Source organism: Streptomyces sp. NPDC016851 (assembly GCF_055562795.1).
Map to the genome: position 1 here is coordinate 311,722 of NZ_JBVHEP010000003.1, position 25,097 is coordinate 336,818.

Sequence of the window (25,097 nt, forward strand, 5' to 3'; positions counted from 1 at the left end):
CATCCAGGCACCCCATTCACTGTGGGCCGCCCGTGGACACCCCACGGGCTTCCCCATGAAATCCGGAGCCCCCACATGAAGCTCTCCGTTTCCGCGCGTGCCGTGGCGTCGGGTGTCGTGGCGACCGCCATGCTCCTGACCGGCGGCGCCGTGGCGGACGCCGCGTCGACTCCCCCGAGACCGGCCGCCGCGCCCGACATACCCCTGGCGGGCGTCAAGGCCCACCTGTCCCAGCTGCAGTCCATAGCCACCGCCAACGGCGGCAACCGCGCGCACGGCCGGCCCGGCTACAAGGCCTCGGTCGACCACATCAAGGCGAAGCTGGACGCGGCCGGGTACACCACCACGGTCCAGCAGTTCACCGCCTCCGGCCGCACCGGCTACAACCTGATCGCCGACTGGCCCGGCGGTGACGCGAACCAGGTCGTGATGGCCGGCTCGCACCTCGACAGCGTCTCCTCCGGCCCCGGCATCAACGACAACGGCTCCGGCTCGGCCGCCGTCCTGGAGACCGCGCTCGCCGTCTCCCGGGCGCAGTACAAGCCCGCCAAGCACCTGCGCTTCGCCTGGTGGGGCGCGGAGGAAGTCGGCCTGGTCGGCTCCCGCCACTACGTCAACCGGCTGGCCACCGGGGACCGTTCGAGGATCAGCGCCTATCTGAACTTCGACATGATCGGCTCGCCGAACCCCGGCTACTTCGTCTACGACGACGACCCGGCGATCGAGAAGACCTTCAAGGAGTACTTCAGCGGCCTCGGCGTCCCGACCGAGATCGAGACCGAGGGCGACGGCCGCTCCGACCACGCGCCCTTCAAGAGCGCGGGCGTGCCGGTGGGCGGCCTGTTCACCGGGGCGAGCAGGACGAAGACGGCGGCGCAGGCGGCCAAGTGGGGCGGTACGGCCGGGCGGGCCTTCGACCGCTGCTACCACTCCTCCTGCGACACCACCGCCAACATCGACGACACCGCCCTCGACCGCAACAGCGACGCCGTCGCGCACGCGGTGTGGGAGCTGTCGCGGTAACAGCGCCTACTGGTTGCGGGCGCGTTCGGTCAGGCGGCCCATGCGGGCGCGGGCCGACTCCAGTTGCTCGATCTCCTCGGCGGCGGGGCCGTCCTCGGCGGCGAGTTCGGTCCACAGGCCGATCAGGTCCCGCCCCAGCTCCAGGCCCACCGCCGGGTCGCGCACGGCGCGCCAGGCGGTGGCCGCGCTCTGCACGTTGCCGTAGGCGGCCTCCGCGTCGCCCGAGCGGCGGCGGGCGCCGGCCAGGTCGAGGGAGAGATGGAAGGCCCGGAGCGGATCGCCCGCCAAATAGGAGATGTACGCGGTCAGTTCACGCAGCCGGAGCACCTCGGGGTGCTCCGGCCCGAGCGTCCCCGACGCCTCCGCGACGGTCTGGTCCGCCAGCCCGGCGGCCGCGTCGATCCGGCCCTCCTTGACGGCCTCGTTGATCCGCGCGACCGGCTCGGCGAGGAGGGCGGGCGCGGTGGGGTCGCCCGGGGCGCCGAGGGGTTCGTCGCCGAGCACGGCCTCCGCGACGGCGTCGAAGCCCCGGGCGGGAGTCGGCTTGGCGTCCGCTTCGGCCGCGAGCAGTTCCGCTTCGGACATCGGCTCGGGTTCCCGCCTGCGGTGCGGGGCCGGGGCGGCTCCCGGGACGGGGAGCGGCCTGACGTCCATGAGCGGAGGCGGCCCGAACTCGCCGGTCGGGGGTGCCACGGTGCCGGGCGGGGTGTCCTCCGGCTCGGGGCGCGGCGCCTCCGGTACGGCTCGCAGCTCGAACGTCGGTGGGGGCTGATCGGCCGGCTGCGGCTCGGGAACCGCCCGCAGCGGGAACGTCTGGGCCGTGCCACGGGCGGGCTCCGGTACGGGGCGCAGGACGTGCGTGGCCCTGTCCTCCTGCGGGTGCTGCCGCTCCGGCGCGGGCGGTGTCGGCCCGGGCGTCTCCGTCACCGCGTCCACCGCCGGCGTCCCCGTGGCAGCGCCGGCGTCCTCCTGCGGGGCCGTGCGGACCGGCTCGGCGGTGAAGCGGCTGGAGCCGTCCGGGTCGACCTGGAGCGGCACGACGTAGCCGATGCGCTCGTCGTGGATCGTGGCGAGGACGGGATGGCCGGTGGCCAGGGCGATGTGGTGAAGGCGGTTCAGGACGGCCTGCTGGATCTCCTCGCCGGGGGCCGCGAAGACGGGGACGCCGCCGACCGACGCACCGTCGCAGACACCCCCCGCGCCGGCTCCCGGGATACCTCCGGCCGGAACCGCTCCTGAAAGGACGGCTCCTGTCGGGTCCGCTCCGGCCCCGGGGACACGGACGTCGATCGGCGCCGCCGGGGTCGCCGCGTGCGCGGCCTGCTTCTGTTCCCGCTTCTTCTCGCGGCTGAGTCGAGCCATCTTCCCCTCATTCGGCGTCGTCCTACTGTCGAGTGTGTCCGCTCGCTCCCGTTTCTCACGTCACCGCGGTGTCACAGGCTCGTCCCAAGGGTTCCAGGTCCCGGCATGGATCGTTCCGCTTGGCATGAGGATCGGGCGTACGAGGGAGGAGAGGGGCATGCAGACAGGCATGCGACAGGGGCCGGAGATCTGGATCCGCGGCCCGGTGACCAGCCAGGAGCCGGGGCCGCCGGAGCCCGCTCACGCCCATGCCGCGGCACGGCGTTTCTCCTGGGTCGGCACACACGGCGGTGCGGGCGTCTCCACCCTCGCCGCGGTCTACGGCGGTCATGACAGCGGCCGCGCCTGGCCCGGACCGGGCGATCCGGCGTCGGTGCTGCTGGTCGCGCGGACGCACGCGGCCGGGCTGGACACGGTCGCCGGTGCCGTGGAGATCTTCCGGCGCGGTCAGGCACCGCCCGGGCTCGACCTCGACGCCGTCGTCCTCGTGGCGGACGCCCCGGGCCGGCTGCCGCGTCCGCTCGCCCAGCGGGTCAAGTCGCTGGAGTCGGTCATCGACGTGTACCGGGTGCCGTGGGTGCCGGCCTGGCGGCTGGGCGAGCTGGGGCGCCCGCCGCGTGAGACCTCGGCCCTGGTCCGGCTGACGGGAGCGGCGCACTGACGGCGGCGTCCCTGTCGGCCGGGGAAATCGCGGCGGGCGTACGGGCCCGGGAGCTGCGCGCGGTCGACGTGGTCGGGGCGGCGCTGGAGCGGATCGAGCGGGCCGATCCCGAGCTGTGCGCGTTCATCGAGGTGTGGCGCGAGGAGGCGTTGCGGCGGGCGGGCGAGGTGGACGCACGGCTCGGCCGGCGGGCCGGGGATGTCGCCCGAAAGAGGGAAGCGCTGCCGCTGGCCGGGGTGCCGATCGCCGTGAAGGGGCGGCACGGGCTGCGTGCGGCGGGGCCGCTGCTCGCGGCCGGTTGTGTCGCCGTGGGCGCGACCTCCGTACCCGGGCCGGGAACGCCCTGGCAGACCTGGGGGCTCGGCGCCCGTGGCCGGACCCTCAACCCGTGGCGGGCGGACCGTACGCCGGGCGGCTCGTCGGCCGGGGCCGCGGTGGCGGTGGCGGCCGGGCTGGTGCCGCTGGCGACGGGGAGCGACGGTGCCGGGTCGGTGCGGATCCCGGCGGCGTGGTGCGGGGTGACCGGCCTGAAGGCCACGGCCGGACGGCTGCCCTCCGCCGACCGTACGGGGCTCGCCGTGCCCGGTGTCCTCGCCCGCTCGGCGTCGGACGCGGCGGCCTGGTGGCGGGTGGTGTCCCAGGAGCGGGTGCCGGCCGGCACGCCGCTCCCCGTCACCGCCGTCTGGTCGTCCGACCTGGGCTTTGCCGGGCCCGATCCGGAGCCCGTCGCACTCGCCCGGGCGGCGGTCGAACGGCTCGCGGCGGCGGGTGTCGTACGGCTCGTACGGCCGCGGGTGCCGTTGCGCCTCACGGACCCCGGGCCCGCCTGGCTCGCCCTGCGCACCCCCGGTGCCGATCCGGGCGAAGCCCACCGCGTCCGGGCGGAGAACGACCGGCGGCTGGCCGCGCTGTTCGCCGAGGCGGAGTTGCTGCTGACGCCGACCACGCCCACCCCGCCGCACGGCCACGACGGCCCGGGCGACCGCTACTCCACCTCTCTCACCTGGGCGTTCAACCTCAGCGGTCACCCGGCCCTGAGCCTCCCGGCGGGCTTCGGCGGAGACGGCTGCCCGGCCGGTCTGCAGCTGGTGGCGCCGCACGGCCGGGAGGCACTGCTGCTGGCCGTGGCACGGGAGGCGGAGGTGCGCGTCGGGAACTGAGGACACCCCTGGCGGATTTACATGCGTACGCATATGATGCAAGCGCGTGTAATTGATGTGCGCCTACATTCTGGGGGACCCTCATGACCCGTCGCTTCCTCTTCGTCCTGGGCAGCGCCCGTGCCGACGGCAACACCGAGCTGCTGGCCCGCGCGGCCGCCGAGCAACTGCCCCCGGACGTCGAACAGCAGTGGATCGACCTCACCGAGCATCCGGTGCCCGACTTCGAGGACCTGCGGCACGACAGCGACCACGTCCGCCCGACCGAGGGCAACGTGGCACTGCTGCTCGACGCCACCCTCGCGGCCACGGACATCGTGATCGCCTCGCCCCTGTACTGGTACTCGGTCTCCGCGCACACCAAGCGCTACCTGGACTACTGGTCGGGCTGGCTGCGCACGCCCGGCCTCGACTTCAAGGCGACGCTGGCCGGTCGCACCCTGTGGGGAGTCACCGCGCTCGCGGACACGCAGCCCGAGGTGGCCGACCCGCTGGTCGGCACGCTCAACAACTCGGCCGCGTACATGGGGATGCGGTTCGGCGGAGTACTGCTCGGCAACGGCAGCAAGCCCGGTGACGTCCGGAACGACACCGAGGCACTGGCCCGGGCCAAGACGTTCTTCGCGCGGGAGGCGCCCCTGGCCCGGTTCGTGTACGAGGACTGAGTGCTACGGGGCTGAGCTGTCAGGACCGGGCGCTACGCGGTGATGTCCTTCGTCGTGAAGCGCGCCCAGGCCGCCGAGCCGAAGACCGCCGCGTACAGGGCCTGGATGCCGAAGTTCTTCGCCAGGTCGTCCCAGTAGACCGGTTCGCGCATGAGGTCGGCGAAGGACAGCCAGTAGTGCGAGAAGAAGTAGGGCTGGAGGGCGTGCAGTTGCGGGATCTGGTCGAGGATCTGGACCGTGATCAGCAGGCCGACGGTGGTCGCCATCGCCGCGATGCCGCTGCCCGTGAGCGTCGAGACGAACAGTCCGAGCGCCGCGACGCCGATCAGTGACGCGGCGACGGCCAGGGCGATCAGCAGGGCTCTGCCCAGACCCTCGGCGAAGCTGATCTGCGTGCCGGAGATGGTCGTCAAGTCGCCGAGCGGGAACAGCAACGCGCCGACCGTCAGCGCCGAGACGGCCACGACGAGGGTGGCGGCCAGGCAGAAGATGACGACGGTGGCGTACTTGGTGAGCAGCAGGCGGGTACGGCCGGCCGGGGCGACCAGCAGGTAGCGGAGCGTGCCGGCGTTCGACTCGCCGGCGATCGCGTCGCCCGCGACGACGCCGATCGCCATCGGCAGGAAGAACGGCAGGGTGGCGGCCAGCGCGGTGAAGACGAGGAACAGGCCGTTGTTCGTGATCTGCGAGATGAACGCCGGTCCCCCGCCGCCACCGCCGGGCGACGAACCGTCACTCGTCTCCATCTTGACGGCGATGCCGACCAGGACGGGCACGCCCGCCAGCACGGCCAGCAGCGCGAGGGTGCGCCAGCGCCGGAAGGTGGTGGTGAGCTCGCTGCGCAGCAGCCCGAAGGTCCACAGCGGACTCACCGGCCGTACGGCTTTCGCGGCTTCAGCCTGCGACATCGAAACCCTCCCCGGTCAGCGCCACGAACGCGTCCTCCAGCGAGGCCCGTTCGACGGTGAAGCCGCGGACCCGCACACCTGCCGTCACCAGCGCGGCGTTCACATCGGCGAGGTCGCGCTCCGGTGGTTCGCCGGTCACCCGGTCGTCCGTGACGACGACGTCGCCGACGCCCTGCTCCTTCAGCACCCGGGCCGCCTCCGCCGGGTCCGGCGTGCTCACCACCAGCCTGCCGCGCGCCCCGGCGGACAGCTCGGCGACCGGGCCCTGGGTGATGAGGCGGCCCTGTGTCATCACGGCCACGTGCGTGCAGACCTGCTCGATCTCGTCGAGCAGGTGGGAGGAGAGGAAGACGGTGGTGCCGTCCGAGGCCAGCTCCCGTATGAGCGTGCGGATCTCGCGCATGCCCTGCGGGTCGAGACCGTTGGTCGGCTCGTCGAGCACGAGCAGCCGGCGCGGCTGGAGCAGCGCCGCCGCCAGGCCCAGGCGCTGTTTCATGCCCAGTGAGTACGCCTTGGCCTTCTTGCCCGCGGCGGCCGTCAGGCCCACCCGGTCCAGCGCGGCGGCGACTCGGGCCCTCCGGGTGCGCGGATCGGCGGCCGGGTCGGCGGAGTCGTAGCGGATGAGGTTGTCGCGGCCGGAGAGGAAGCCGTACAGGGCCGGGCCCTCGATGAGGGCGCCGACGTGCGGCAGCACGGCGCGGGTGGCCCGGGGCATGGGCTGCCCGAGCACCGTCGCTGTGCCCGAGGTGGGCTCGATGAGGCCCATCAGCATGCGGATGGTGGTGGTCTTGCCGGAGCCGTTGGGACCGAGGAAGCCGAAGACGCTGCCCGCCGGGACGGTCAGGTCGAGGCCGTCGACGGCGAGCTGTCCGCCGCGGTAGCGCTTGCTGAGCGCGCGGGTGGCGATGACCGGGTCCCCGGTCTGATCGCCCCGCTGCTCCGGCTCCGTGGCGGACGGTTCGCCCATCGGCTTCCTCGTTCTCTCCGAGTCCCGCGGGAGTTCGGGACCTACTTCCCGGCGTCGGCCGCCTTCACGAGCGCGTCCTTGGTGACGGCGCCCACGTAGACCTTGCCGTCGTCGGTGACCAGGGCGTTGATCAGGCGGGTCGAGAAGACCGTGCCCGAGCCGAACTTGCCGGTGACCTTGTCACCGAGCGAGTCGATGAAGCCGCCGAACTCGCCGCCGGCCTGGCCCGAGGGCATGCCCTCGCCGCCGGTGTCGAAGGTGGCTATGGAGCTCCAGCCCTCGCCGATGGTCTTCATGCCGTCGAGGCCCTTGCCGGCGTCCTCCCCGGCCTTGGGGGCGTGCTCACGCGCCCCGCCCTTCTCGAAGCCCTTCTCGAAGTCCTTGCCGAAGTGCTTGTCGGAGCCCTTGCCGAAGTCCTTGGCGGCATCCTTCTCCTCGGTGACCTTCGCGCCCTTGGGCGGGGTGAAGTCGAAGGTCGACGCGGCCGGCTTGGCGAAGCTGACCTGGGTGAAGCCCGCGTCGACGACGGCGGCGCCGCCGCTCGCCGGGGTCAGCGTGAACTTCAGCGGCATGCCCGTCTTCGCGTCCACGGCCACGGTGACCGCACCGACCGTCGAGCCGGACTGCTTCGGCTTGATGACCAGCTTGTAGGCGTCCCGGCCGGCGACCTGGGCGGTGCCGTCCACGGTCACGGCGGTCGTGTCGTCGGTGGCCTTCAGCGCCTCCTCGGCGAAGTCCTTCGGCGTGGCCGGCGGCTGCTGGTCCTTCCCGCGCTCCGGGCTGCCGGAGGCGGTGCCGTGGTAGACCTCGTTCGACTTGCTGTCGTAGCCCCAGACGTCCTTGCCGTTGTGGACGATGCTGTACTCGGCGGCGTTCTCCAGCAGCGACAGCTTCTGCTTGTCCGGGCCGTCGGCCGCGACACGCAGGGTGTGCGTGCCGGAGGCCAGTTCCGTGAGCTTGGCCGTCGGGTCGGCGGAGGAGCCGCCCTCGCCCTGGCCCGCGGCCCCGGACATCAGGCTGCTCTCCAGCCCGCCGAGGTCCGGCAGGCCGAGGTCCGTGCTGATCTTCACCGTGCCGGACAGCTGCTGGACGTCCGACTGGGCGATCTTCTCGATGAGCTGCTGGGCGGTGATCTTCGGGAGGTCGGGGTCACCGGAGTCGGCGAGTGCGGGGACCAGGCCGATCGTCGCGGCCGCCACCCCCATCACCGTGACCGGGACGACGTACCGCGCGGCTTTGCGCCGCCCGGAGCGCTGCTCGTCGACCTCCCCGGCGGTCGTGCTGTCGTCGGATGCGTACGGTGCCATGTGTGCCCTACCTCCGTGATCGGCGGCGGCTGTCCGTGTCGTGCACGCACTCGTCCCTGAGCCGCCATTCTCACCCGAACTGGTGAGGAGTGGTGTTTTCCGTGGTGACCATCTGACCAAATCGGCCGGCGAAATACGTCAGACCCCGGGATCAACTCCACGTACTGCTGCGGTATGACACGAGGGGGCGGCATCTCCCCCGACCCGTAGGGGTCCTGGGGGAGAAATGCGCTAGCCGGCCCGGTGCACCACCGCGTCGGACAGCTCCACCAGCGCCGTCTTCGCGGTGCATTCGGGCAGTGGCGCCAGCGCCGAGCGGGCGTCCTGGGCGTAGCGGACGGTGTCCCGCCGGGCCTGTTCCAGCGCCGGGTGGCCCCGCAGCAGGCGCAGGGCCTCGGCGTGCCGGTCGTCGTCGGTGAGGTCGGAGTCCAGCAGTTCGCACAGGGCGATGTCGTCCGCGAGTCCGAGCCGGGCCGCGCGCTCGCGCAGCCGCAGCACGGGCAGCGTGGGGATGCCCTCGCGCAGATCGGTGCCGGGCGTCTTGCCGGACTCGTGGGAGTCGGAGGCGATGTCCAGGACGTCGTCCGCGAGCTGGAAGGCGACACCGAGCCGTTCGCCGTACTGGGTCAGCACGTCCACGACCGTGTCGTCGGCGCCGGACATCATCGCGCCGAACCGGCACGACACCGCCACCAGCGAGCCGGTCTTGCCGCCCAGCACGTCGAGGTAGTGCTCGACCGGGTCGCGGCCGTCCTGCGGTCCGGCCGTCTCCAGGATCTGCCCGGTCACCAGCCGCTCGAACGCCTCGGCCTGGACCCGCACCGCCTCCGGGCCGAGGTCGGCCAGGATGTGCGAGGCGCGGGCGAAGAGGAAGTCCCCGGTGAGGACCGCGACGGAGTTGCCCCAGCGGGCGTTCGCGCTCGCCACCCCGCGCCGCACGGTGGCCTCGTCCATCACGTCGTCGTGGTACAGCGTGGCGAGGTGGGTCAGCTCCACGACGACGGCCGACGGCACGATCCCGGGCGCGTACCGGTCGCCGAACTGGGCGGCGAGCATCACGAGCAGCGGACGGAACCGCTTGCCACCGGCCCGGACCAGGTGCTGGGCGGCCTCCGTGATGAAGGGCACCTCACTCTTGGTGGCCTCGAGCAAGCCTTCCTCGACAGCCGCCATCCCGGCCTGGACATCGGCTTCCAGAGCCTGGTCCCGCACGCTCAGCCCGAACGGCCCGACGTCGGTCACGAGGGGTCTCCTGTCTGCTGGTGTCTGCCGGTGTGTCTGCTGGTGATTACGCGGTTTGTCGATAGGTCGCTGCCATCACTCGAGTCAGCGTATCCGGTCACGTTTCGATCACCGCCAGCGCCCAGGGTTACAGGCCGGGTGGTATCCGATCACGACCGCAATGTTTTCGATCAGCTCATAAGAACAGACATTTATCGACTTACCAGCCGATAGCGAGCTATGCACGATTTGCGGCATTGGATAAGCGAATTCCCCTAAGTGCAAATCGCCCCACGGACTCGTGATCAGTGAGTTGAATCACGTTATCCCCTGGGACATCCCACTCCGGCACCGGCCCGTACCTCCTTCCGCCGCACGCAAGTTGAGCCTTGGCTCCAGCAAAGGATCAAGTGCCCCATACGCCCCTGACCAAGGTCAACCGCTCGATATGTGACTCCGGTGCTTGTTCCCGACATGTGCTCTCGCATACGTTCCGGGCCTGTCCGGCGGACGCCGAATCCTGCCACCGCCCGGACACCCCACACGAACCCACTCACTCACGCAGGGCAGGAGCGGGGGACCCAGGTAAGTCGCCGGTCCGCGCAGCGGAACGGCTCGGGGTGAAGCCGCGTACAGCGCACAGCGCCGTACGCGGCCGGGCACCTCCCGGCCCGAACCCGACAGCTCACCTCGCAGGCGCCGGAGAGGAACATCCCCATGCCCCGAGGCAAGCACCGTCGCCCCAGAACCAGTCAGTTCACCCGTCGCGTCATGGCCGCCGGCACCGGCGGAGCGGCCCTCGCCCTGCCGCTGATCGGCGCGACGCAGGCCAACGCCGCCCAGCCGGCCCAGAGCGCACCCACCGTGTCGCAGTCCGTGCCGCAGGCGGCCCAGCCCGCCAAGTCCCTCACGTACACCGTCACCAAGGGCGACTCGCTCGCCCGCATCGCGGACAAGTACGACGTGTCGGGCGGCTGGAAGCAGCTCTACAAGGACAACCGCGCCGCCGTCGGCGACAACCCGCAGCTGATCCACCCGGGTCTGAAGCTCACGGTGAAGACGGCCAAGGCGGACGCCGGGAAGAAGACGGCGACCAAGTCCTCCGCCCCCGCCAAGCCGGCCGCGAAGCCCGCCGGTGGCGTCGCCAAGGCCACCCAGGCCTCCGTGAAGACCTACGCGAACAACCTGGACGGCTGGATCCGCGAGGCGCTGGACATCATGGCGCAGAAGGGGATCCCGGGTTCGTACGACGGCATCCACCGCAACATCATGCGCGAGTCGTCCGGCAACCCCCAGGCGATCAACAACTGGGACTCGAACGCCGCCAAGGGCACCCCGTCCAAGGGTCTGCTCCAGACCATCGACCCGACCTTCCAGGCCTACCACGTGGACGGCACGTCGTGGGACCCGTACGACCCGGTCGCCAACATCACGGCGGCCTGCAACTACGCGGCGGCCCGCTACGGCTCGATCGACAACGTCAACGGCCCGTACTGATCCGTCCCGCCCAGCAGTCGTTCGAGGACGACGGCGATGCCGTCGTCCTCGTTCGACAGGGTGACCTCGTCGGCCACGGCCTTGAGCTCGGGATGGGCGTTGGCCATGGCGACGCCGTGGGCGGCCCAGTCGAACATCGGGATGTCGTTGGGCATGTCACCGAAGGCGAGGGTGTCCGACGGCCGCAGCCCCAGGTGCTCGGCGGCCAGCGCCAGGCCGGTGGCCTTGGTGATGCCGCACGGCTGGAGCTCGACCGTGCCGGGCCCCGACATCGTCACCGTCGCCAGTGAACCGACCACCGAGCGGGCCGTCGCCGCCAACTCGTCGTCCGACAGGTGGGGATGGCGCAGCAGCACCTTGCTGATGGGCTCGCCCCACAGGTCGTCGCGCCGGTCGACCCGCACCGCCGGCAGGGTCGGGTGCGGCATCAGGTAGCCCGGCTCGATGAGCGTGAGGCCGTCGACCCCGTCCTGGTCGACCGCGGCGTACACCTGCCCCACCTCGGCCTCGATCTTGCCGAGGGCGGTCTCCGCCAGCTCCCGGTCCAGAGTGATGGACCACAGCAGCCGGTCCGCGCCGGCGTCGTACACCTGCGCGCCCTGTCCGCACACCGCGAGCCCCGTACAGCCGAGGTCGTCCAGGAGCGGCCGCACTCTCGGCGCCGGCCGGCCCGTCACCACGAGGTGCCGGGCACCGGCGTCCACCACCCGCGTGAGTGCGGCGAGGGACCGGTCGGACAGGGTGTCGTCGCCGCGCAGCAGCGTCCCGTCCAGGTCGGTGGCGATGAGTGAATATGCGAGGGGTGCGGCCATGATCAGAGAATACGGACAACGCGCCCCTTCGTTTCATCGCACGGCGCACGCCGATTGCCCGGTTGAAGGCCTCTGCACCAGTTGGCAACAAGATGGTCCGCTACCTACCCGTGGGGCCGTCTCGGGCGGTACCTTCCAAGTGTCCAGGGGGGACTTGATCGGGGGGTCAGGTTGAGCAGTGGGCGCATACGTGTGGCTCGGCCCGGGGAGCTCGGCGAGGGGGAGAAGGAGCGCTGGCGCGCGCTGCGCGCGGCGTCGGAGACACCGCGCAACCCCTTCATGGAACCGGAGTTCGCCGAAGCCGTCGGCCTGGTGAAGCCGCGGGCGCGGGTCGCGGTGGTGTACGAGGGGCTGGAGCCGGCCGGCTTCCTGCCCCATGAACGGGGCCCGTTGGGGCAAGGACGGGCCATCGGGCTGGGCGTCTCGGACGCGCAGGGCGCGATCCTGCGGCCCGGCCTGCGTCTGGACACGGGCGAACTGCTGCGGGCCTGCTCGCTGTCGAGCTTCGCCTTCGACAACCTGGAGGCCGAGCAGCGGCTGTTCGTCCGGTACGCGGCCGAGGAGCACGCCACCTACGTCATCGACGTGGAGAAGGGCTACGAGACATACGAGTCGGTGCTGCGCGCCCAGTCGCCGAAGTTCCTGAAGACCACCCTGGCCAAGGAGCGCAGGCTGGGCCGGCAGGTCGGCGAGCTGCGGTTCGTCTTCGACGAGCGCGAGCCGGCCGCGCTGCGCACGCTCATGGAGTGGAAGTCGGCGCAGTACCGCAGGACGGGCCGCCGGGACCGGTTCGCCCGGGAGTGGATCACCCGGCTCGTGGGGCGGCTGGCCGAGACCCGGGCGCCCGAGTGCAGCGGCACGCTGTCCGTGCTGTACGCCGGCCGGCGGCCGCTGGCCGCACACTTCGGACTGCGCTCGGCATCGGTCCTGGCCTGCTGGTTCCCGGCCTACGACCCGGAGTTCGCGAAGTACTCGCCGGGTCTGGTGCTGCACCTGCGCATGGCCGAGGCGGCGGCCGCAGAGGGCATCGACATGCTCGACCTGGGGCGGGGCGCGGCCGAGTACAAGGACGCGCTGAAGACGGGCGAACTGCCCGTGTACGAGGGTGCGGTGACGCGACCGGGGGCGGGCGCGGCGCTGCACTGGCTGAGCCGCGAGCCGGCGCGCCGCGCGCACAGCTTCGTCCGTGGCAGGCCACGGCTCGCGGCGCTGGCCGCGCGGACCTTGAAGGGCGCGGCGCGGCTGCGCCGTACCTGACGACGATCCTGATGACGAGGGGGGAGGGGCCCATGGCCCGTTCGGCACGTGCGCAGGAGGAGATACGGCGGTTCCTGGACATCGATGCGGTGCAGGTCGCCGAGCTGGACCTCGACGGTGACGAGGTGGTGCTCAGACCGGGCCCGGGGAGCCCGCCGGTGACGCACGGCGAGGTGTTCGTGCTGGTCAGACGGGACGGGCGGCCCGTCGGGACGCTGCTCGGGCGGGTGCCTCAGGGGGCGGACCCGAGGGCGGTGCTCGCGGAGCGGGCGAGGGCCGTGCTCGCTGAGCGGGCGAGGGCCGTGCTCGCGGAGCCGGAGAAGGCGCGGCCGACTCCTGAGGCCGGTGAGCCGCCGTACACGAGTGTCGTCGTCGCCACCCGGGAGCGTGCCGGGCAGCTGGCGCGGGCGCTGGACTCGCTGCTGGCGCAGGACCATTCGCGGTTCGAGATCGTCGTCGTGGACAACGCTCCGGTGACGAGCGAGACGCGGGAGCTCATCGAGCGGAAGTACGCCGAGCGTGTGCGGTACGTCTGCGAGCGGGTGCCCGGCCTCGCGGTCGCGCACAACACGGGTCTCGCGGCCGCGCGCGGCGAGGTCGTCGCCTTCACGGACGACGACGTGGTCGCCGATCCGCGCTGGCTGACCGAGCTGACCGCGCCCTTCGCCGCCGACCCCGGACTCGGGTGCAGCACCGGGCTGATCCTGCCCGCACGGCTGACCACGCCGGCCCAGGTGCTGCTGGAGAGCCACGGCGGCTTCGCCAAAGGCTTCACTCCAAGGACGTACGACCCGGCGCGGCCGCCGGGCGACGAGCCGCTGTTCCCGTTCACGGCGGGGCGGTTCGGCTCCGGTGCGAACATGGCCTTCCGGACGGCCGTCCTGCGTTCCGTCGGCGGTTTCGACCCGGCCACCGGTGCCGGTACGGCCGCCCGGGGCGGCGACGACCTCTACGGCTTCGTCCGCGTCCTCGCCGAGGGCCACCGGCTGCGCTACACCCCGTCCGCACTGGTGTGGCACCACCACCGGGAGACCTGGCAGGACTTGGAGACGCAGGCGTACGGCTACGGCGCCGGGCTCACCGCGTATCTCACCGCGGTGCTCGTGAACCGCCCCGCGCTGCTGCCCGCGTTCCTCGCGAAGCTGCCCCGCGGCCTCGCCCACGCCCGCGCGCTGACCGCCGTACGCGAGACGGAGGGCGGCGGGGCGCCGGGCGACCACGACACACGGACGCATCCCTGGCCGCGGCGGCTGTCGCGGTTGCAGCGCCGGGGGATGGTGTACGGGCCTGTCGGCTATCTGCGCGCGCGGCGGGCGCTGCGGGCGCGTGGTGAGGGGGCGAGATGAGGACGTCGGCACGCACGCGGGACGAGGGCCAAGGGGACGGCAGAGGCGGGACGGAGCGGGCTGCGCAGGAGGGTGAAGGGCCGATACCGGCACCGGGCGCGGCCGGCTCCCCGGCCATCCCGGTCTTCCTGTACCACTCGGTGATGGACGATCCGCCCGGCTGGATCGCCGAGTTCACGGTCACGCCGAAGCAGTTCGCCGCGCATCTCGACGCCGTGGTCCGCAGCGGCCGCACCCCCGTCACGATCAGCGCGGTCGCCGATCATCTGGCGGGGCGCGCGCCCCTGCCGCCCCGGCCCGTGCTGCTCACCTTCGACGACGGCTTCGCCGATCTGCCCGGCCCCACCGCCGAGGCGCTGGCCGAGCGGACGCTGCCCGCCACCGCCTATCTCACCACCGGCGCCATCGCCCCGGGCGGCCGCAGCCTGCTGCCGCCCGCGCCGATGATGACCCTGGACCGGGCGGCGGAGCTGGAACGTTACGGCATGGAGATCGGCAGCCACACGGTCACGCACGCGCAGCTCGACACCCTGTCCCGCAAGGACCTGGCGTACGAACTGCGCTCGTCGAAGGCCGTACTGGAGGACGCCCTCGGGCACGAGGTCCGCCATCTCGCCTATCCGCACGGCTACAACAGCCCGCGTGTGCGCGCGATGTCGGCGCGGGCCGGCTACGAGACGGCGACCGCCGTGCGGCACGCGCTCAGCTCCGACCGTGACGAGCGCTACCGCATCGCCCGGCTCATCGTCCGGCGTACCCACACCGTCGCCGACGTCGAGGCCTGGCTGGCGGGTGCGGGCGCCCGGGTCGCGCCCTACCGGGACGGGCCCAGGACCATCGCGTGGCGCTGGTACCGGCGGGCCCGCGCGGTGCTGCGCGGGCCCGAGTTCGCGGGCTGATCCCGGTCCGGGTTACTTGAGCGGCTGGTTGAAGTAGGGGTCGGCGACCGCCTCGCGCAGGCTGTCCCAGGCCGCGTCGTTCGCCAGGGCCAGGTTGCAGTGCGGTCCGGGGTCGCGGTAGTTCCACTGGAGGGCCGCCTTCACGCCGTCCAGATCCTTCAGCACACCGGGCACCTGCGCGTACCACTCGGCCTGCCGCCGCGGGCGGGACTCGTCCGCGGCGGTGCCGAACTCGGAGAGCATCAGCGGCTTGTCGTCGGAGATGTTCTCGCGGATCCAGTCGTGCACGGAGTGCTGCGTCTGGGCGAAGGTGCGCCAGCCGGTCTTGTGGCAGCGGTAGTAGTTGTACTGGTTGTAGCCGATCCAGTCGATGTAGTCGTCGCCGGGATACATCGCCTTCATCTCGTCGGCGTGGTCGAGGTAGCCGGTGGTGATCCACGTCCACACCACGTTGTCGACGCCCAGGGCGCGGAACCGGTCGTGGATGTGCCGGTACGCCTTCACGTACTCGGCGGGGGTGCCGTTGGCCGGGGTGCGGGTGTCCATCTCCAGGTCGAAGGAGAGGAAGACCTTCTTGCCGTAGTCCTTGACGCGCTCGGCCTGGACGTCGATGACGGTCTTGTCCAGCTCGCCGGAGGCGATCTGCTTCCAGGTCGGCTGCTGCTCCTTGGTGCCGCCCCACCACTTGCTCTCCCAGGACAGCAGCAGCAGGCGGTCCTCGCCGACGCGCCGCTCCTCGGGGGTGAGTAACTGGCCCTCCCTGCGCGTGCCTTCGGGCAGGGACATGTCGTGGTACGTGTACACGATGTCGAGCTCGCGGCCGACGCGCTTCTCGTAGGCGCGCACCTTCTCCGGCAGGTCGTCCCGCTCGTGCGGCACGAACGCCCCGAACCAGGCGCCGCAGGGCGGTTCCAGGAGCGCCGTGGGACGGCAGTCCGCAGGCGAACCGGCTGCTCCGCTCTCGTCCGGCCCGGAGGCGTTCCGGAGGGCGAGTACGCCGACCAGGACCGCGCTGACGATCGTCGCGGACGTGATCAGCAGTCGGCGCCGGCCCGATGTGAACGGGCCGGCGGACGGCTTCTCCTCGTGTGGCTGTGGCCTCCTGCGGTGCTGTCCCGTCGTGGTCGGCGTGCGGCGAAAGGGGCGGTGGGGACGGTTGAACCTCACTGAGCAGAACCCTTCGGTGTCCTCGGTGTCGTCCTCGATGGCGGGGAGGCGCGCAGCGGCGGACAGAACGCGGCGACCGTGGTCAGCAGCGTCAACGTCAGCAGCACCCGCTGCGCACTGAAGGAGTGCGTGGCGATCAGCACGGTCGCGACGAGCATCACCGCGCCGGTGCTCACGAACAGCACCAGCATCAGCCGCTCCAGCAGGTCGGAGTGGCGGGCGAAGTCCGGGTCGCGGCGCTCGACGGGGCCTTCGGCGGGCCGCTCCCCGAGCGCGGGAGCGCAGACTCTGACCATGGCCGCGCCCGGGCCCGCCGCCAGGAAGAGGGCGACGGCGGCGCCCCGCAGCGGCGATCCGCCGGGCAGCGCGAGCGCGGCGAGCGCGAGCCAGCCACTGAACGGCGGCAGCATCCGGACCACGAGTTCCTGCGGTGTCATCGCTCCGCTCCCCCGGTCTGTTTCAGTACGTAGAGCCATCCGGCGCTGTTCTCCGCCACGAGCTGGAAGCGTGGTGAGGCGGCGACGGACTTCTGGATGCGGTCCAGCTGCGCCTCGTCGAGTTGTCCGTTCATCTCGGAGTTGGCCAACTGCCCCTGGGTGAGCAGGAAGTAGGCCCGGGCCGGCCGCTCCACCCCGGCCATGTCACTGGCGAGGGTGCCGGCCGGGTTCTCGACGATCCGGTCGACGTGACTGCGGGCGTCGTCCAGGAACCAGTAGTGGTCGACGCTCCAGTAGGAGGCGTACGCGAGCGGGTAGTTGCGGTTGGCGGCCACGACGAGCGAGCCGTCGGGCGCCCGGTCGAAGAGCTGCCGTACGAGGGCCACTTCCTGCGGCGGGAAGTAGTTGATCCGGTCCTTGCCCGAGTAGGCCGGGACGAACGCCAGGGTCCCGCCGAGCAGTGCGGCCAGCCCCACCCAGGTGCCGAGTCCTCGTCTGCGGGCCTGCACGGGGGCGACCTGGCGGCTGCCTGCCTCCTTCGCCGCGGCGTCGGCGGCCAGCGTGCGGACCCTGGGCAGCAGCGCGGCGGCCGCGAAGAACGCGGCGCCGGGCAGCATGAACAGCAGCACCCGGAAGATCATCTCGCTGCCGTAGCTGCTCGCCGCGAACATCGGCAGCGGGGCCGCCGCGAGCAGCAGCAGGGGCCGGGCCCGGTGCCGCAGCACCCGCTGGCGCAGGACGCCGACGGCCGCGAGCAGCAGGACGGAGGCGGACAGCAGCCGGGCCGCCCAGGAGGTGGCGATCGCTCCGGTGCCGGTCGGGGTGGCGCCGTACCCCGTCTCCACGTTGGCGCCGATGTCGCCGACGGAGCGGATCATGTCCGGCATCGCCGCGGACAGGAAGGGCAGCGCGGCCGTGAGACACCAGGCCAGGAAGATCACGACGGTGGTGACCACCGGGACCCAGTCGCGGTAGCGGCGGCTCAGGCACAGGGCGAGCAGGCAGATGACCAGCATGCCCGGTGTGAGCTGGTGGGAGATGACGATCGCCACCACCATGACGACGAGCATCACCGTCCACACGGCCTGCCGGGGCCGCCCGTCCCGCACGGCGGACCGGCCGAAGCGGCGCAGGACCAGGGCCAGGACGCCGACATGCAGCGCGTAGGCCACGGACTGGGGGGAGAAGTAGTCCTGCCCGACCCAGTTGGCGACGTAGAAGAGCCAGACCGCGGTCCAGATCAGCCGCCGGTCCTCCGTGAAGGTGCGGTAGATCAGCAGCAGCGGGAGCAGCAGCATCAGGCTGGAGACCAGGGGCCACCAGGCCATGAACATCGCCGCCGAGTCCACGCCCAGCAGCCGCATCAGGGCGGCTTGCGCGGCGAAGAAGCCGGGCCACTGGTCGTACACCGCCATGTCGCCGACCTGGTCGGCCGTCTGCAGACCGCCCGCCGTCAGCAGGTGGTCGATGACCGCCTCGTGCTTCCACGCCCACGCGTACAGCGGGGTCGGGTAGACGACGGCCTGCGTGACCCGCTCCATCACCAGCAGCCCGAGGACGTACGCCAACGCCCAGGCGCCCGGCCGGCGCGGGTCGCGGACCGTGAACCAGAAGCCGGTGGTAAGCACCGCGAGGCCGGCCCAGAAGGCCGGGTGCAGCGCCGTGACCAGCCCGTAGTCGTCGAGCCGCGAGACGTCGGTGTGCCGCACGGCGTACGCCCACAGGGCGAGTGCGACGAGCAGCGGGACACCGGGCCAGGCCAGGGCGCGCCGCCCGGACCAGGCGGGGGGCAGGTCGGACAGGTCCGTCACGGGCTCATGGGCCGGGCTCGACGACTCCGAGGACGAGGAGCCGGCGGACTGGCCGGCGGTTTCGGGGCTGCTGCCGGGGGTGCTCGCGCCGTCCCGTGCCGGTGTGGGTTCTGGCGTGGATCTCTCCCTCGGAGTGACTGGCGGACGCACGGTGGTTCCCCCCTGGCGGTTCGGCTCTGTTCGGCTCTCTTCGGGGCCCTGTTCGGCTCATGGGCTTGATCAGGCGCTGGGTCGGCCGTTCGGACTTCTGCGGTGCTGTAGGGCCGACGCGGCACGGCGGCAGAGCGGCAGGAGCAGGACGAGTACGACGAGTAAGGCGAGCAGGGGCGGCGCGACCGGTGCGAGCGCCTCACGCCACACCCAGCCGCCGACCGCGACGAGATACAGAACCCCCCAGCGCCCCGGCCACGGCAGCCGTCCGCCCGCCCTCGCGAGCAGCAGCCACAGAGGCACGAGACACAGCAGCTGGCAGACCGGCGGCGCCCAGCGAAGCAGCGCCTCGGGCCCGTCGAGCCCGACCGCGTCCGCGAGGAAGCCGGCCGTCTTCACATACAACGCCCCGTCCACCGGCCGCGGTTCCCGCCCGAGGGCGGCCGGTGCGGCGTACAGGGCGAGCAGGGCGGCGTACAGCGCCGTGCCGGGCAGCCACGGGTCGCGCCGGGTGCACAGCGTCACGGCGGCGGCGAACACCACGAGCAGCAGGCCTCCCGCGGTGAGCGACGGAAGCGGCAGGCCCTCCAGCAACTGGCGCCCCGTCAGCGGCGCTTCGGTGGCGTGGTCGAGCCAGGGCAGATCACGCAACGGCGCCCAGAAGAAGACGGTGGCGACGCCGAGCAGGCTCCACAGGGCGCCTCTCAGCCGCCGCTCCTGCGGTTCCTGGTCCGGTTCCGCGGACTCCTGGCGCGGTGGCTCCCTGGTCGGCCCTTCCGGCCGCACGATCAGCGCCAGTGTGTCCGCCTGGAGCGCCTCCCGTTCGTATCCGGGGCGCCCTATGAACAGCGTGACCGTGTCCTGGTCGCCGTCCTGGGGCTGGTAGGCGGCCCGGCGGGCCCAGGTCGTGCCGTACCCGGCGGTGGCGTTCAGCTTCGCCCAGCGCGTGCCGTAGGAGGGGTGGGCGGGGTCGGCGGACGTACGGGGCGCGGGCGCGCTGTCGTTGTGCCGCAGTGCCGCTCGCAGCCCGACCGTGGAGACGACGGCGATCAGCGTCATGCTCAGCAGCACCGCCCAGCCGGCGCCCGCGATCCCGGCCGGGGTGAACAGCATGGCCGCGCTGCCCAGCACCAGGACGCACATGGCGCCTTGGAGCGCGGCGAGCACTCCCGTGCGCCCCTGCACGCGCAGTACGCCGATGTACAGCTCCACCACGACCCGCGGCAGCGCGCCGAGGGCGAGCAGCCGCAGCACGGTCGAGCCGTGCTCGGCGTAGTCCGGGCTGAACGGCGTGAGGATGTAGGGGGCGAAGAGGACCAGCACCAGCACGACCGGGACCAGCAGCAACGTCATGCGCCGCAGGGCGCCCCGGACGCCGTCGGCGAGCTGCCGGGGGTCGTGGGAGGCGTGCGCGGTGAGGGACGAGGCCATGTTGATGGCCATGAACTCCATCGTGCCGCCGACGGTGTACGCCACGTAGAAGTAGCCGTTCTCCGCGGCGCTGAAGCGGACCGCGACCATCACCGGCAGCAGGTTGATCATCGCCAGGCTGAACAGCGCGCCCAGCGAGTCCCCGGCCAGGAAGCGGCCCATGTCGCGGAGTTTCGGGGTCTCTTTCTCGCGGTCGAGCTCGGCCTGGCGCGGGATGAGCCGGCGGAAGATCAGCCAGCCCAGCGGCAGCGTGGAGAACGCGATCGCCACCGCCCAGGAGACGAAGATGCCGAGAACGGGCAGCGTGCCGGCGAAGACGGCCAGCAGGGCCAGCTTCCCGACCGAGAACACCGCGTTCCCGGCCGGCACCCACTCCGCCTTGCGCAGTCCGGTGAGCACCCCGTCCTGCAGTGTGAGCAGCGCCCAGGCCACGGACGCCGCGACGAACACCGCGCCCGCCATGGGCGTGCCCAGCGGGGCGTACGACGCTCCCCACGCGTCGATCGTGAGCAGGAAGACGGCGGCGGCGAGCGCCACGACCAGCGAACTGGCCGCGTACATGCCCCACACCAGGCGCCCGGTCTCCCGTCCCGCGCGCGGGACGAAACGCACGACGGCGCCGATCATCGTCGTCGCCGTGATGCTGGCGAGCAGCCGCATCGCGGCGATGGCGGCGGAGCCCTGGCCGACGGCCTCCTCGGAGTAGTAGCGGGCGGCCACCAGCCAGAAGCCCAGGCCCAGGACGGCGGACACGCCGGTGCTGAGCATGAGGAAGTAGGCGTTCTTGAACAGCGAGTCGTGCGTGTGCTCGTCGGCGGCAGGCTTCGGTCCGCCGCCGTCGGCGCGTGTGGTGGCGGGCTCGTGCACCTGGATCTCAGCCACGGGACTGATCAAGCCTCCCCGATGCCGGCCCGCCGCGGGGTGGCTCTCCCGGTGCCCCGGCCGGCCGTGCCCCGGAGCGCTCCAGCACCTCCACGACCGTCCGGGCCCGCAGCGGGTCCACGGGCAGCGCGTGCCGCGCGAACCAGCGGGCCGCCTCGGGGGCCGGTGAGAGGTCGGTGAACCGCTCGCCGGCGTAGTCGTCCAGCGGCGGGTCGTAGAGGTAGCCGACGACGATGCCCCGCCGTGCCAGTGCCGCGATCGCCGCGTCGCGGTCCGCCACGAACAGCGGGACGCGGAACAGCGGCTGGGTGCCGTGCCCGTCACGGGGCTTGGCCCAGGGTGTGGACAGCAGCAGCTCGGTGCCCGCCCGGCAGGCGTCCAGCACCTCGTCCAGCCGGTCGAGCTTGCGCCCGACGCGCCGCAGGCGCAGCCGGCCGGACTCCTGGCGGTAGTCGTGCATGTCGACGCGTACCCAGGGGTGGTGGGCGTCGAGCCCGGGCGCATGGCGGGCGGCCCGCGCGAGTTCGTCCGGGCGCAGCGGCATCCGGATCTCCTCGCGGTCCGCCAGCCCCAGCAGCCGGATCGCGGCCCAGGCGGCGCGCCGCAGCCTCAGCCCGCGCACCGCCGCCTCCGCGTACGGCCGGATCGCATAGGCCAGTTCGGAGCCCGGGCGGCGCGGCGTGAGCAGCCCCGCGCAGGTCTTCTCCACCGCGTCGCGCTGCCCCGGGTCGGCCAGGGAGAGCATGCCCCCGGCCTTGGCCCCGACATGCTTGGACAGGCTGAACGCGGAGGCCTCGCCCCACGCCCCGACCGGCCGGTCCCCCACCCGGCTGCCGATGGCGTGCGCCGCGTCCTCGAACAGCGGGATCCCCAGCGCGTCGCACTTCTGCCTGAGGCCCGGTGCCGGGTCAGGGTTCCCGTACAGGTTCGTCGTGAGCACGGCGGACACCGATCTCCACGTCTCGCCCGGCACGGCCTCGATGTCGATGGACGCGTCGAGCGGGTTCAACGGCGCCTGCACCGGGCGCAGTCCGGCCGCGAGCACGACGAAGAAGATCACGTCGTCGTTGACCGGCGACATCAGCACCCGTCCGCCGGGCGGGCACCAGTGGCGCAGGGCCACGTACAGCCCGAAACGGCACGACGGTACATACACGCATTCCCGGCCGAGCCGCACGCGCATGGCCTCTTCCAGCCGCTTCGGCTGCACGCCATGCCGCACCGAGCCCGGACCGGCCTCCCCAATGGCCATCCGCCCCCCTGGTGTGCCATCGGAACGCCCCCTCCCCGAGGCCTTCCGGCACCCGCCCAGAGTCGCCCCGTTCGCACCGCTCCGTCAAGATTGCGTCGCGTCCTGTGGATAACTTCCGGCTCGTACGGATGTGACGTCCCGTCCGCCGCGCCCGAACCGCGCCGTCCGGTCCCACCCGGGCCCACCTGCCCCGTTCGCCCGTATCCGCCTCCTCGGACACTGCCCAGGACGGGTGTGCCACCCGTAACGTGTGGCAGGACCACGAACACGTGGCGACGACACGGCACACCCGAAAGCGAGGCAGCACCCGATGCCCCCCTTCGATGTCCCCGAGGGCGACCCCTTCGGCCCGCACAACCTGCCGTACGGCGTGTTCTCCCTCCCCGGCTCCTCCCACCGGACCGTGGGCGTCCGGCTCGGCGACCACGTCCTGGACGCCGGCGCGGCGGCCCACGCCCTCGGCTCCCCGTACGCCTCCCTGCTCGCGCGGCCGACCCTCGACGCGCTGCTGGCCGCGGGCCGCACGGCCTGGTCGGACGTCCGCCGGGCGCTGACGGCGTGGGTGACCGTGCCGTCCCACCGCGAGACCCTCGCACCGATGTTCCACCACCTGTCCTCGGTGACGCTGCACCTCCCCTTCGAGGTCGCGGACTACGTCGACTTCTACGCGTCCGAGAACCACGCCCGGAACGTCGGCCGGATCTTCCGCCCCGACGCCGAGGACTCCCTGACCCCCAACTGGAAGCACCTGCCGATCGGCTACCACGGCCGCTCCGGCACGGTCGTCGTCTCGGGCACGGACGTCATGCGCCCCTCGGGCCAGCGCAAGGCGCCGGCGGACCCGGCTCCGGTCTTCGGCCCGTCCGTGCGCCTCGACATCGAGGCGGAGGTCGGCTTCGTGGTCGGCGTGCCGTCCCGGATGGGCGCGCCGGTGTCCCTCGACGGCTTCCGGGAGCACGTCTTCGGCCTCTGCCTCCTCAACGACTGGTCCGCGCGCGACATCCAGGCCTGGGAGTACGTCCCGCTCGGCCCGTTCCTCGGCAAGTCCTTCGCCACGTCGGTGTCGGCGTGGATCACCCCGCTGGACGCCCTGGAGGAGGCCCGGGTGACCCCGCCGGCGCGGACGCACGAGCTGCTGCCGTACCTGGACGACAGCGACGAGGAACCCGGCGGCTACGACCTGCGGATCAGCGTCGCCGTCAACGGCCACGTCGTCTCCGAGCCGCCCTTCTCCACCATGTACTGGACGGCCGCCCAGCAACTGGCCCACATGACCGTCAACGGCGCCTCCCTGCGCACCGGCGACCTGTACGGCTCGGGCACGGTCAGCGGCCCGGCGGACCGCGAACGCGGCTCCCTCCTCGAACTGACCTGGAACGGCCGCGACCCGCTCGAACTGCCCGACGGCAAGCGGACGTTCCTGGAGGACGGCGACGTGGTGACCCTGTCCGCCTGGGCCCCGGGGCCGGACGGGGTGCGGGTGGGGCTGGGCGAGGTGACGGGGCGGGTGGTGCCCGCCTGACGGCGTTCCAGGGGGCGTCCGCGACGGTCCCGTCGTGCGCCCGCAGGGTTGCCCGGGGCTGGCCTACAGTCGCCCGGGGCTGGCCGACAACGGCCCGGGTCTGGCCTACAGTCGTCCGGGTCTGGCCGACAGTCGCCCCTCCCGGCGCTTGTGATGCCGCTCGACTCCTGACTCACACCGCCCGGCACCGTCATACTGGGCTCGGGCGGTGTGCCCGCACGTGCGCGGTGCACGGCACGTTCGGGGCGCTCGCCGGTGTGCACCGCAGCCGCGTCACCGGTGCGCTCGGCAGCCGCCCTCCCCCGCACGACCCGTAGCCGCCCCTCTTCCGACCGACCGGAGCCCGTGGCCATGACCGTCTGCCTGCTCCTGCTGAGCGTTGTCGCCGTGACGGCCGCCGTACCCGTTCCCCGTGCGCTGACCCGGGCCGACTGGCCCGAGCGGGAACCGGTGGTCGCGCTGTGGGTGTGGCAGTGCCTGGTCGCCACCGTCCTGCTGTGCTGCGTGACCGCACTCGCCCTGGGCGCCGCCGCCGTGTTCGGCACGGTCCGCGCCCAGCTCTTCGCCCCGGCCCCGCCCGCGGTGACGGCGGCGTACGACCTGTCCACCGCCCCGCCGGGGGCCGCCGCCCTCACCCTGCTGCTGGCCTGCGGCGCCGCCTGGACGACCGCGATGCTCGCACGGGAACTCGTCGAGGCGCGCCGGCGCCGCGCCCAGGCCCGCGCCCACCTCCGCGAACGCGCCCCCGACCTGCCCGCCGGACTGCCCGCCGACCGCGGCCCCCTCCTGGTCCTGGAGGACGAATACCCCGACGCCTGGTGGATGCCCGGCAGCCCGCCCCAGCTGATCGTCACCACGGGCGCCCTGCACCGCCTCACGGACCACCAGCTCGACGCCGTCCTCACCCACGAGCGCGGCCACGCCCGCGCCCGCCACGACTGGCTGCTGCACCTGTCCACCGCCCTGGCCACGGGCTTCCCCCGCATCCCGCTGTTCGCCCACTTCTGCGACCAGACGCACCGCCTGGTCGAACTGGCCGCCGACGACACCGCCTCCCGCCGCTGCGGCCACCTGACCACGGCCCTGGCGCTGATCGAGCTCAACCAGCACCGCGGCGTCCTGTCCTGCGCCTCCAGCCACCGCCTGCTGGGCGAGCGGGTCGACCGGCTCCTGGAACCGCCGCCCCGGCTGGGCCGCCGGCACCGGGCCCTGACGACCACCACGGCCGCGCTGGTACCGCTGCTGCCCCTGCTCATCGTGTTCGCGCCGGGTCTGACCGCCCTGTCGTAGCCGGACGGGACGGTGACGATTGGCCCGTGCTGCCGGACGGTGACGGCTGCCCCGTGCTGCCGGGGCGCGG

General features: G+C 72.6%; 21 protein-coding genes and 1 riboswitch. Of the genes, 10 read left to right on the plus strand and 11 right to left on the minus strand.

Annotation, left to right across the window (positions count from 1 at the left end; translation table 11 throughout):
- Positions 1-75 precede the first annotated feature (75 nt).
- A complete protein-coding gene (locus tag ACZ3I3_RS06820) occupies positions 76-1,023 on the plus strand; it encodes a M28 family metallopeptidase (protein ID WP_467363108.1) in 948 nt (315 codons plus the stop codon).
- A gap of 6 nt (positions 1,024-1,029) precedes the next feature.
- Here ACZ3I3_RS06820 and ACZ3I3_RS06825 read toward each other — a convergent pair whose 3' ends face one another.
- On the minus strand, positions 1,030-2,385 hold the full coding sequence (locus ACZ3I3_RS06825) for a tetratricopeptide repeat protein (RefSeq protein ID WP_467363110.1): 1,356 nt from the start codon (positions 2,383-2,385) through the stop codon (positions 1,030-1,032).
- 157 nt (positions 2,386-2,542) lie between these two features.
- Here ACZ3I3_RS06825 and ACZ3I3_RS06830 point away from each other — a divergent pair, with 157 nt between their 5' ends.
- From ACZ3I3_RS06830 to ACZ3I3_RS06840, 3 genes are all read left to right on the plus strand, one after another.
- Positions 2,543-3,046, plus strand: a complete 504-nt coding sequence (locus ACZ3I3_RS06830; RefSeq protein WP_467363111.1) for a DUF6668 family protein — start codon at positions 2,543-2,545, stop codon at positions 3,044-3,046.
- Positions 3,047-3,114: 68 nt separating this feature from the next.
- Complete coding sequence (locus ACZ3I3_RS06835) at positions 3,115-4,206, plus strand: amidase family protein (RefSeq protein ID WP_467363113.1); 1,092 nt, start codon at positions 3,115-3,117, stop codon at positions 4,204-4,206.
- 83 nt (positions 4,207-4,289) lie between these two features.
- Positions 4,290-4,871 (plus strand): flavodoxin family protein, encoded by a 582-nt coding sequence (locus tag ACZ3I3_RS06840; RefSeq protein WP_467363115.1) that lies wholly within the window; start codon positions 4,290-4,292, stop codon positions 4,869-4,871.
- Between the two features lie 32 nt (positions 4,872-4,903).
- On the opposite strand, the gene ACZ3I3_RS06845 is transcribed toward ACZ3I3_RS06840, so the two are convergent.
- The 4 genes from ACZ3I3_RS06845 to ACZ3I3_RS06860 all read right to left on the minus strand — a co-directional run bounded on the left by ACZ3I3_RS06845 (position 4,904) and on the right by ACZ3I3_RS06860 (position 9,295).
- Positions 4,904-5,779, minus strand: coding sequence for an ABC transporter permease (locus ACZ3I3_RS06845; protein WP_467363116.1), 876 nt, complete (start codon positions 5,777-5,779; stop codon positions 4,904-4,906).
- Positions 5,766-6,746 (minus strand): ABC transporter ATP-binding protein, encoded by a 981-nt coding sequence (locus tag ACZ3I3_RS06850; RefSeq protein ID WP_467363117.1) that lies wholly within the window; start codon positions 6,744-6,746, stop codon positions 5,766-5,768. The genes ACZ3I3_RS06845 and ACZ3I3_RS06850 overlap by 14 nt, the downstream gene beginning before the upstream one ends.
- 41 nt (positions 6,747-6,787) lie before the next feature.
- On the minus strand, positions 6,788-8,053 hold the full coding sequence (locus tag ACZ3I3_RS06855) for a LolA family protein (RefSeq protein ID WP_467363119.1): 1,266 nt from the start codon (positions 8,051-8,053) through the stop codon (positions 6,788-6,790).
- A gap of 231 nt (positions 8,054-8,284) precedes the next feature.
- Positions 8,285-9,295 (minus strand): polyprenyl synthetase family protein, encoded by a 1,011-nt coding sequence (locus ACZ3I3_RS06860; protein ID WP_467363120.1) that lies wholly within the window; start codon positions 9,293-9,295, stop codon positions 8,285-8,287.
- Positions 9,296-9,814: 519 nt separating this feature from the next.
- Positions 9,815-9,988: riboswitch (cyclic di-AMP (ydaO/yuaA leader) on the plus strand.
- Between the two features lie 3 nt (positions 9,989-9,991).
- Here ACZ3I3_RS06860 and ACZ3I3_RS06865 point away from each other — a divergent pair.
- Entirely contained in the window at positions 9,992-10,771 is a 780-nt protein-coding gene (locus ACZ3I3_RS06865) for a transglycosylase SLT domain-containing protein (RefSeq protein WP_467363121.1), read from the plus strand.
- Here ACZ3I3_RS06865 and ACZ3I3_RS06870 read toward each other — a convergent pair.
- Entirely contained in the window at positions 10,735-11,583 is an 849-nt protein-coding gene (locus ACZ3I3_RS06870) for an HAD family hydrolase (RefSeq protein WP_467363123.1), read from the minus strand. The two genes, ACZ3I3_RS06865 and ACZ3I3_RS06870, sit on opposite strands and share 37 nt — an antisense overlap.
- Before the next feature lie 192 nt (positions 11,584-11,775).
- Between ACZ3I3_RS06870 and ACZ3I3_RS06875 the strand changes: the two genes are divergently transcribed.
- From ACZ3I3_RS06875 to ACZ3I3_RS06885, 3 genes are all read left to right on the plus strand, one after another.
- Positions 11,776-12,840: a GNAT family N-acetyltransferase gene (locus ACZ3I3_RS06875; protein WP_467363125.1), complete on the plus strand. Its 1,065-nt coding sequence runs from the start codon at positions 11,776-11,778 to the stop codon at positions 12,838-12,840.
- A 32-nt stretch (positions 12,841-12,872) separates the two neighbouring features.
- Positions 12,873-14,186 (plus strand): glycosyltransferase family 2 protein, encoded by a 1,314-nt coding sequence (locus tag ACZ3I3_RS06880; RefSeq protein WP_467363126.1) that lies wholly within the window; start codon positions 12,873-12,875, stop codon positions 14,184-14,186.
- A gap of 143 nt (positions 14,187-14,329) precedes the next feature.
- A complete protein-coding gene (locus tag ACZ3I3_RS06885; RefSeq protein WP_467363376.1) occupies positions 14,330-15,085 on the plus strand; it encodes a polysaccharide deacetylase family protein in 756 nt (251 codons plus the stop codon).
- 12 nt (positions 15,086-15,097) lie between these two features.
- Here the strand turns inward: ACZ3I3_RS06885 and ACZ3I3_RS06890 are convergent, their stop codons facing one another.
- The 5 genes from ACZ3I3_RS06890 to ACZ3I3_RS06910 form a co-directional block, all read right to left on the minus strand.
- The gene (locus ACZ3I3_RS06890) at positions 15,098-16,252 is read right to left on the minus strand and encodes a glycosyl hydrolase (protein WP_467363128.1); all 1,155 of its coding nucleotides are present in this window, start codon (positions 16,250-16,252) and stop codon (positions 15,098-15,100) included.
- Positions 16,249-16,689: a hypothetical protein gene (locus tag ACZ3I3_RS06895; protein ID WP_467363130.1), complete on the minus strand. Its 441-nt coding sequence runs from the start codon at positions 16,687-16,689 to the stop codon at positions 16,249-16,251. Before ACZ3I3_RS06895 ends, ACZ3I3_RS06890 begins: the two co-directional genes overlap by 4 nt.
- Entirely contained in the window at positions 16,686-18,500 is a 1,815-nt protein-coding gene (locus ACZ3I3_RS06900) for a glycosyltransferase (RefSeq protein ID WP_467363131.1), read from the minus strand. Before ACZ3I3_RS06900 ends, ACZ3I3_RS06895 begins: the two co-directional genes overlap by 4 nt.
- A gap of 219 nt (positions 18,501-18,719) precedes the next feature.
- The gene (locus ACZ3I3_RS06905; protein ID WP_467363132.1) at positions 18,720-20,963 is read right to left on the minus strand and encodes a lipopolysaccharide biosynthesis protein; all 2,244 of its coding nucleotides are present in this window, start codon (positions 20,961-20,963) and stop codon (positions 18,720-18,722) included.
- Positions 20,956-22,215, minus strand: coding sequence for a DegT/DnrJ/EryC1/StrS family aminotransferase (locus ACZ3I3_RS06910; protein ID WP_467363134.1), 1,260 nt, complete (start codon positions 22,213-22,215; stop codon positions 20,956-20,958). Before ACZ3I3_RS06910 ends, ACZ3I3_RS06905 begins: the two co-directional genes overlap by 8 nt.
- 310 nt (positions 22,216-22,525) lie before the next feature.
- Between ACZ3I3_RS06910 and fahA the strand changes: the two genes are divergently transcribed.
- Positions 22,526-23,737 carry a fumarylacetoacetase gene (fahA, locus tag ACZ3I3_RS06915; RefSeq protein ID WP_467363136.1) on the plus strand — a complete coding sequence of 404 codons (1,212 nt, stop codon included), beginning with the start codon at positions 22,526-22,528 and terminating at the stop codon, positions 23,735-23,737.
- A gap of 351 nt (positions 23,738-24,088) precedes the next feature.
- Entirely contained in the window at positions 24,089-25,027 is a 939-nt protein-coding gene (locus tag ACZ3I3_RS06920; protein WP_467363138.1) for a M56 family metallopeptidase, read from the plus strand.
- Positions 25,028-25,097: the final 70 nt, after the last annotated feature.

What these genes read in the sequence shown, in the direction of transcription:
- ACZ3I3_RS06920 (WP_467363138.1), top strand. Translation starts at nt 24,089, where the DNA reads ATGACCGTCTGCCTGCTCCTGCTGAGCGTTGTCGCCGTGACGGCCGCC.
- ACZ3I3_RS06825 (WP_467363110.1), bottom strand. Translation starts at nt 2,385, where the DNA reads ATGGCTCGACTCAGCCGCGAGAAGAAGCGGGAACAGAAGCAGGCCGCG.
- ACZ3I3_RS06820 (WP_467363108.1), top strand. Translation starts at nt 76, where the DNA reads ATGAAGCTCTCCGTTTCCGCGCGTGCCGTGGCGTCGGGTGTCGTGGCG.
- ACZ3I3_RS06865 (WP_467363121.1), top strand. Translation starts at nt 9,992, where the DNA reads ATGCCCCGAGGCAAGCACCGTCGCCCCAGAACCAGTCAGTTCACCCGT.
- ACZ3I3_RS06910 (WP_467363134.1), bottom strand. Translation starts at nt 22,215, where the DNA reads ATGGCCATTGGGGAGGCCGGTCCGGGCTCGGTGCGGCATGGCGTGCAG.
- ACZ3I3_RS06845 (WP_467363116.1), bottom strand. Translation starts at nt 5,779, where the DNA reads ATGTCGCAGGCTGAAGCCGCGAAAGCCGTACGGCCGGTGAGTCCGCTG.
- ACZ3I3_RS06850 (WP_467363117.1), bottom strand. Translation starts at nt 6,746, where the DNA reads ATGGGCGAACCGTCCGCCACGGAGCCGGAGCAGCGGGGCGATCAGACC.
- ACZ3I3_RS06880 (WP_467363126.1), top strand. Translation starts at nt 12,873, where the DNA reads ATGGCCCGTTCGGCACGTGCGCAGGAGGAGATACGGCGGTTCCTGGAC.
- ACZ3I3_RS06895 (WP_467363130.1), bottom strand. Translation starts at nt 16,689, where the DNA reads ATGACACCGCAGGAACTCGTGGTCCGGATGCTGCCGCCGTTCAGTGGC.
- ACZ3I3_RS06870 (WP_467363123.1), bottom strand. Translation starts at nt 11,583, where the DNA reads ATGGCCGCACCCCTCGCATATTCACTCATCGCCACCGACCTGGACGGG.
- fahA (WP_467363136.1), top strand. Translation starts at nt 22,526, where the DNA reads ATGCCCCCCTTCGATGTCCCCGAGGGCGACCCCTTCGGCCCGCACAAC.
- ACZ3I3_RS06855 (WP_467363119.1), bottom strand. Translation starts at nt 8,053, where the DNA reads ATGGCACCGTACGCATCCGACGACAGCACGACCGCCGGGGAGGTCGAC.
- ACZ3I3_RS06830 (WP_467363111.1), top strand. Translation starts at nt 2,543, where the DNA reads ATGCAGACAGGCATGCGACAGGGGCCGGAGATCTGGATCCGCGGCCCG.
- ACZ3I3_RS06885 (WP_467363376.1), top strand. Translation starts at nt 14,330, where the DNA reads ATGGACGATCCGCCCGGCTGGATCGCCGAGTTCACGGTCACGCCGAAG.
- ACZ3I3_RS06840 (WP_467363115.1), top strand. Translation starts at nt 4,290, where the DNA reads ATGACCCGTCGCTTCCTCTTCGTCCTGGGCAGCGCCCGTGCCGACGGC.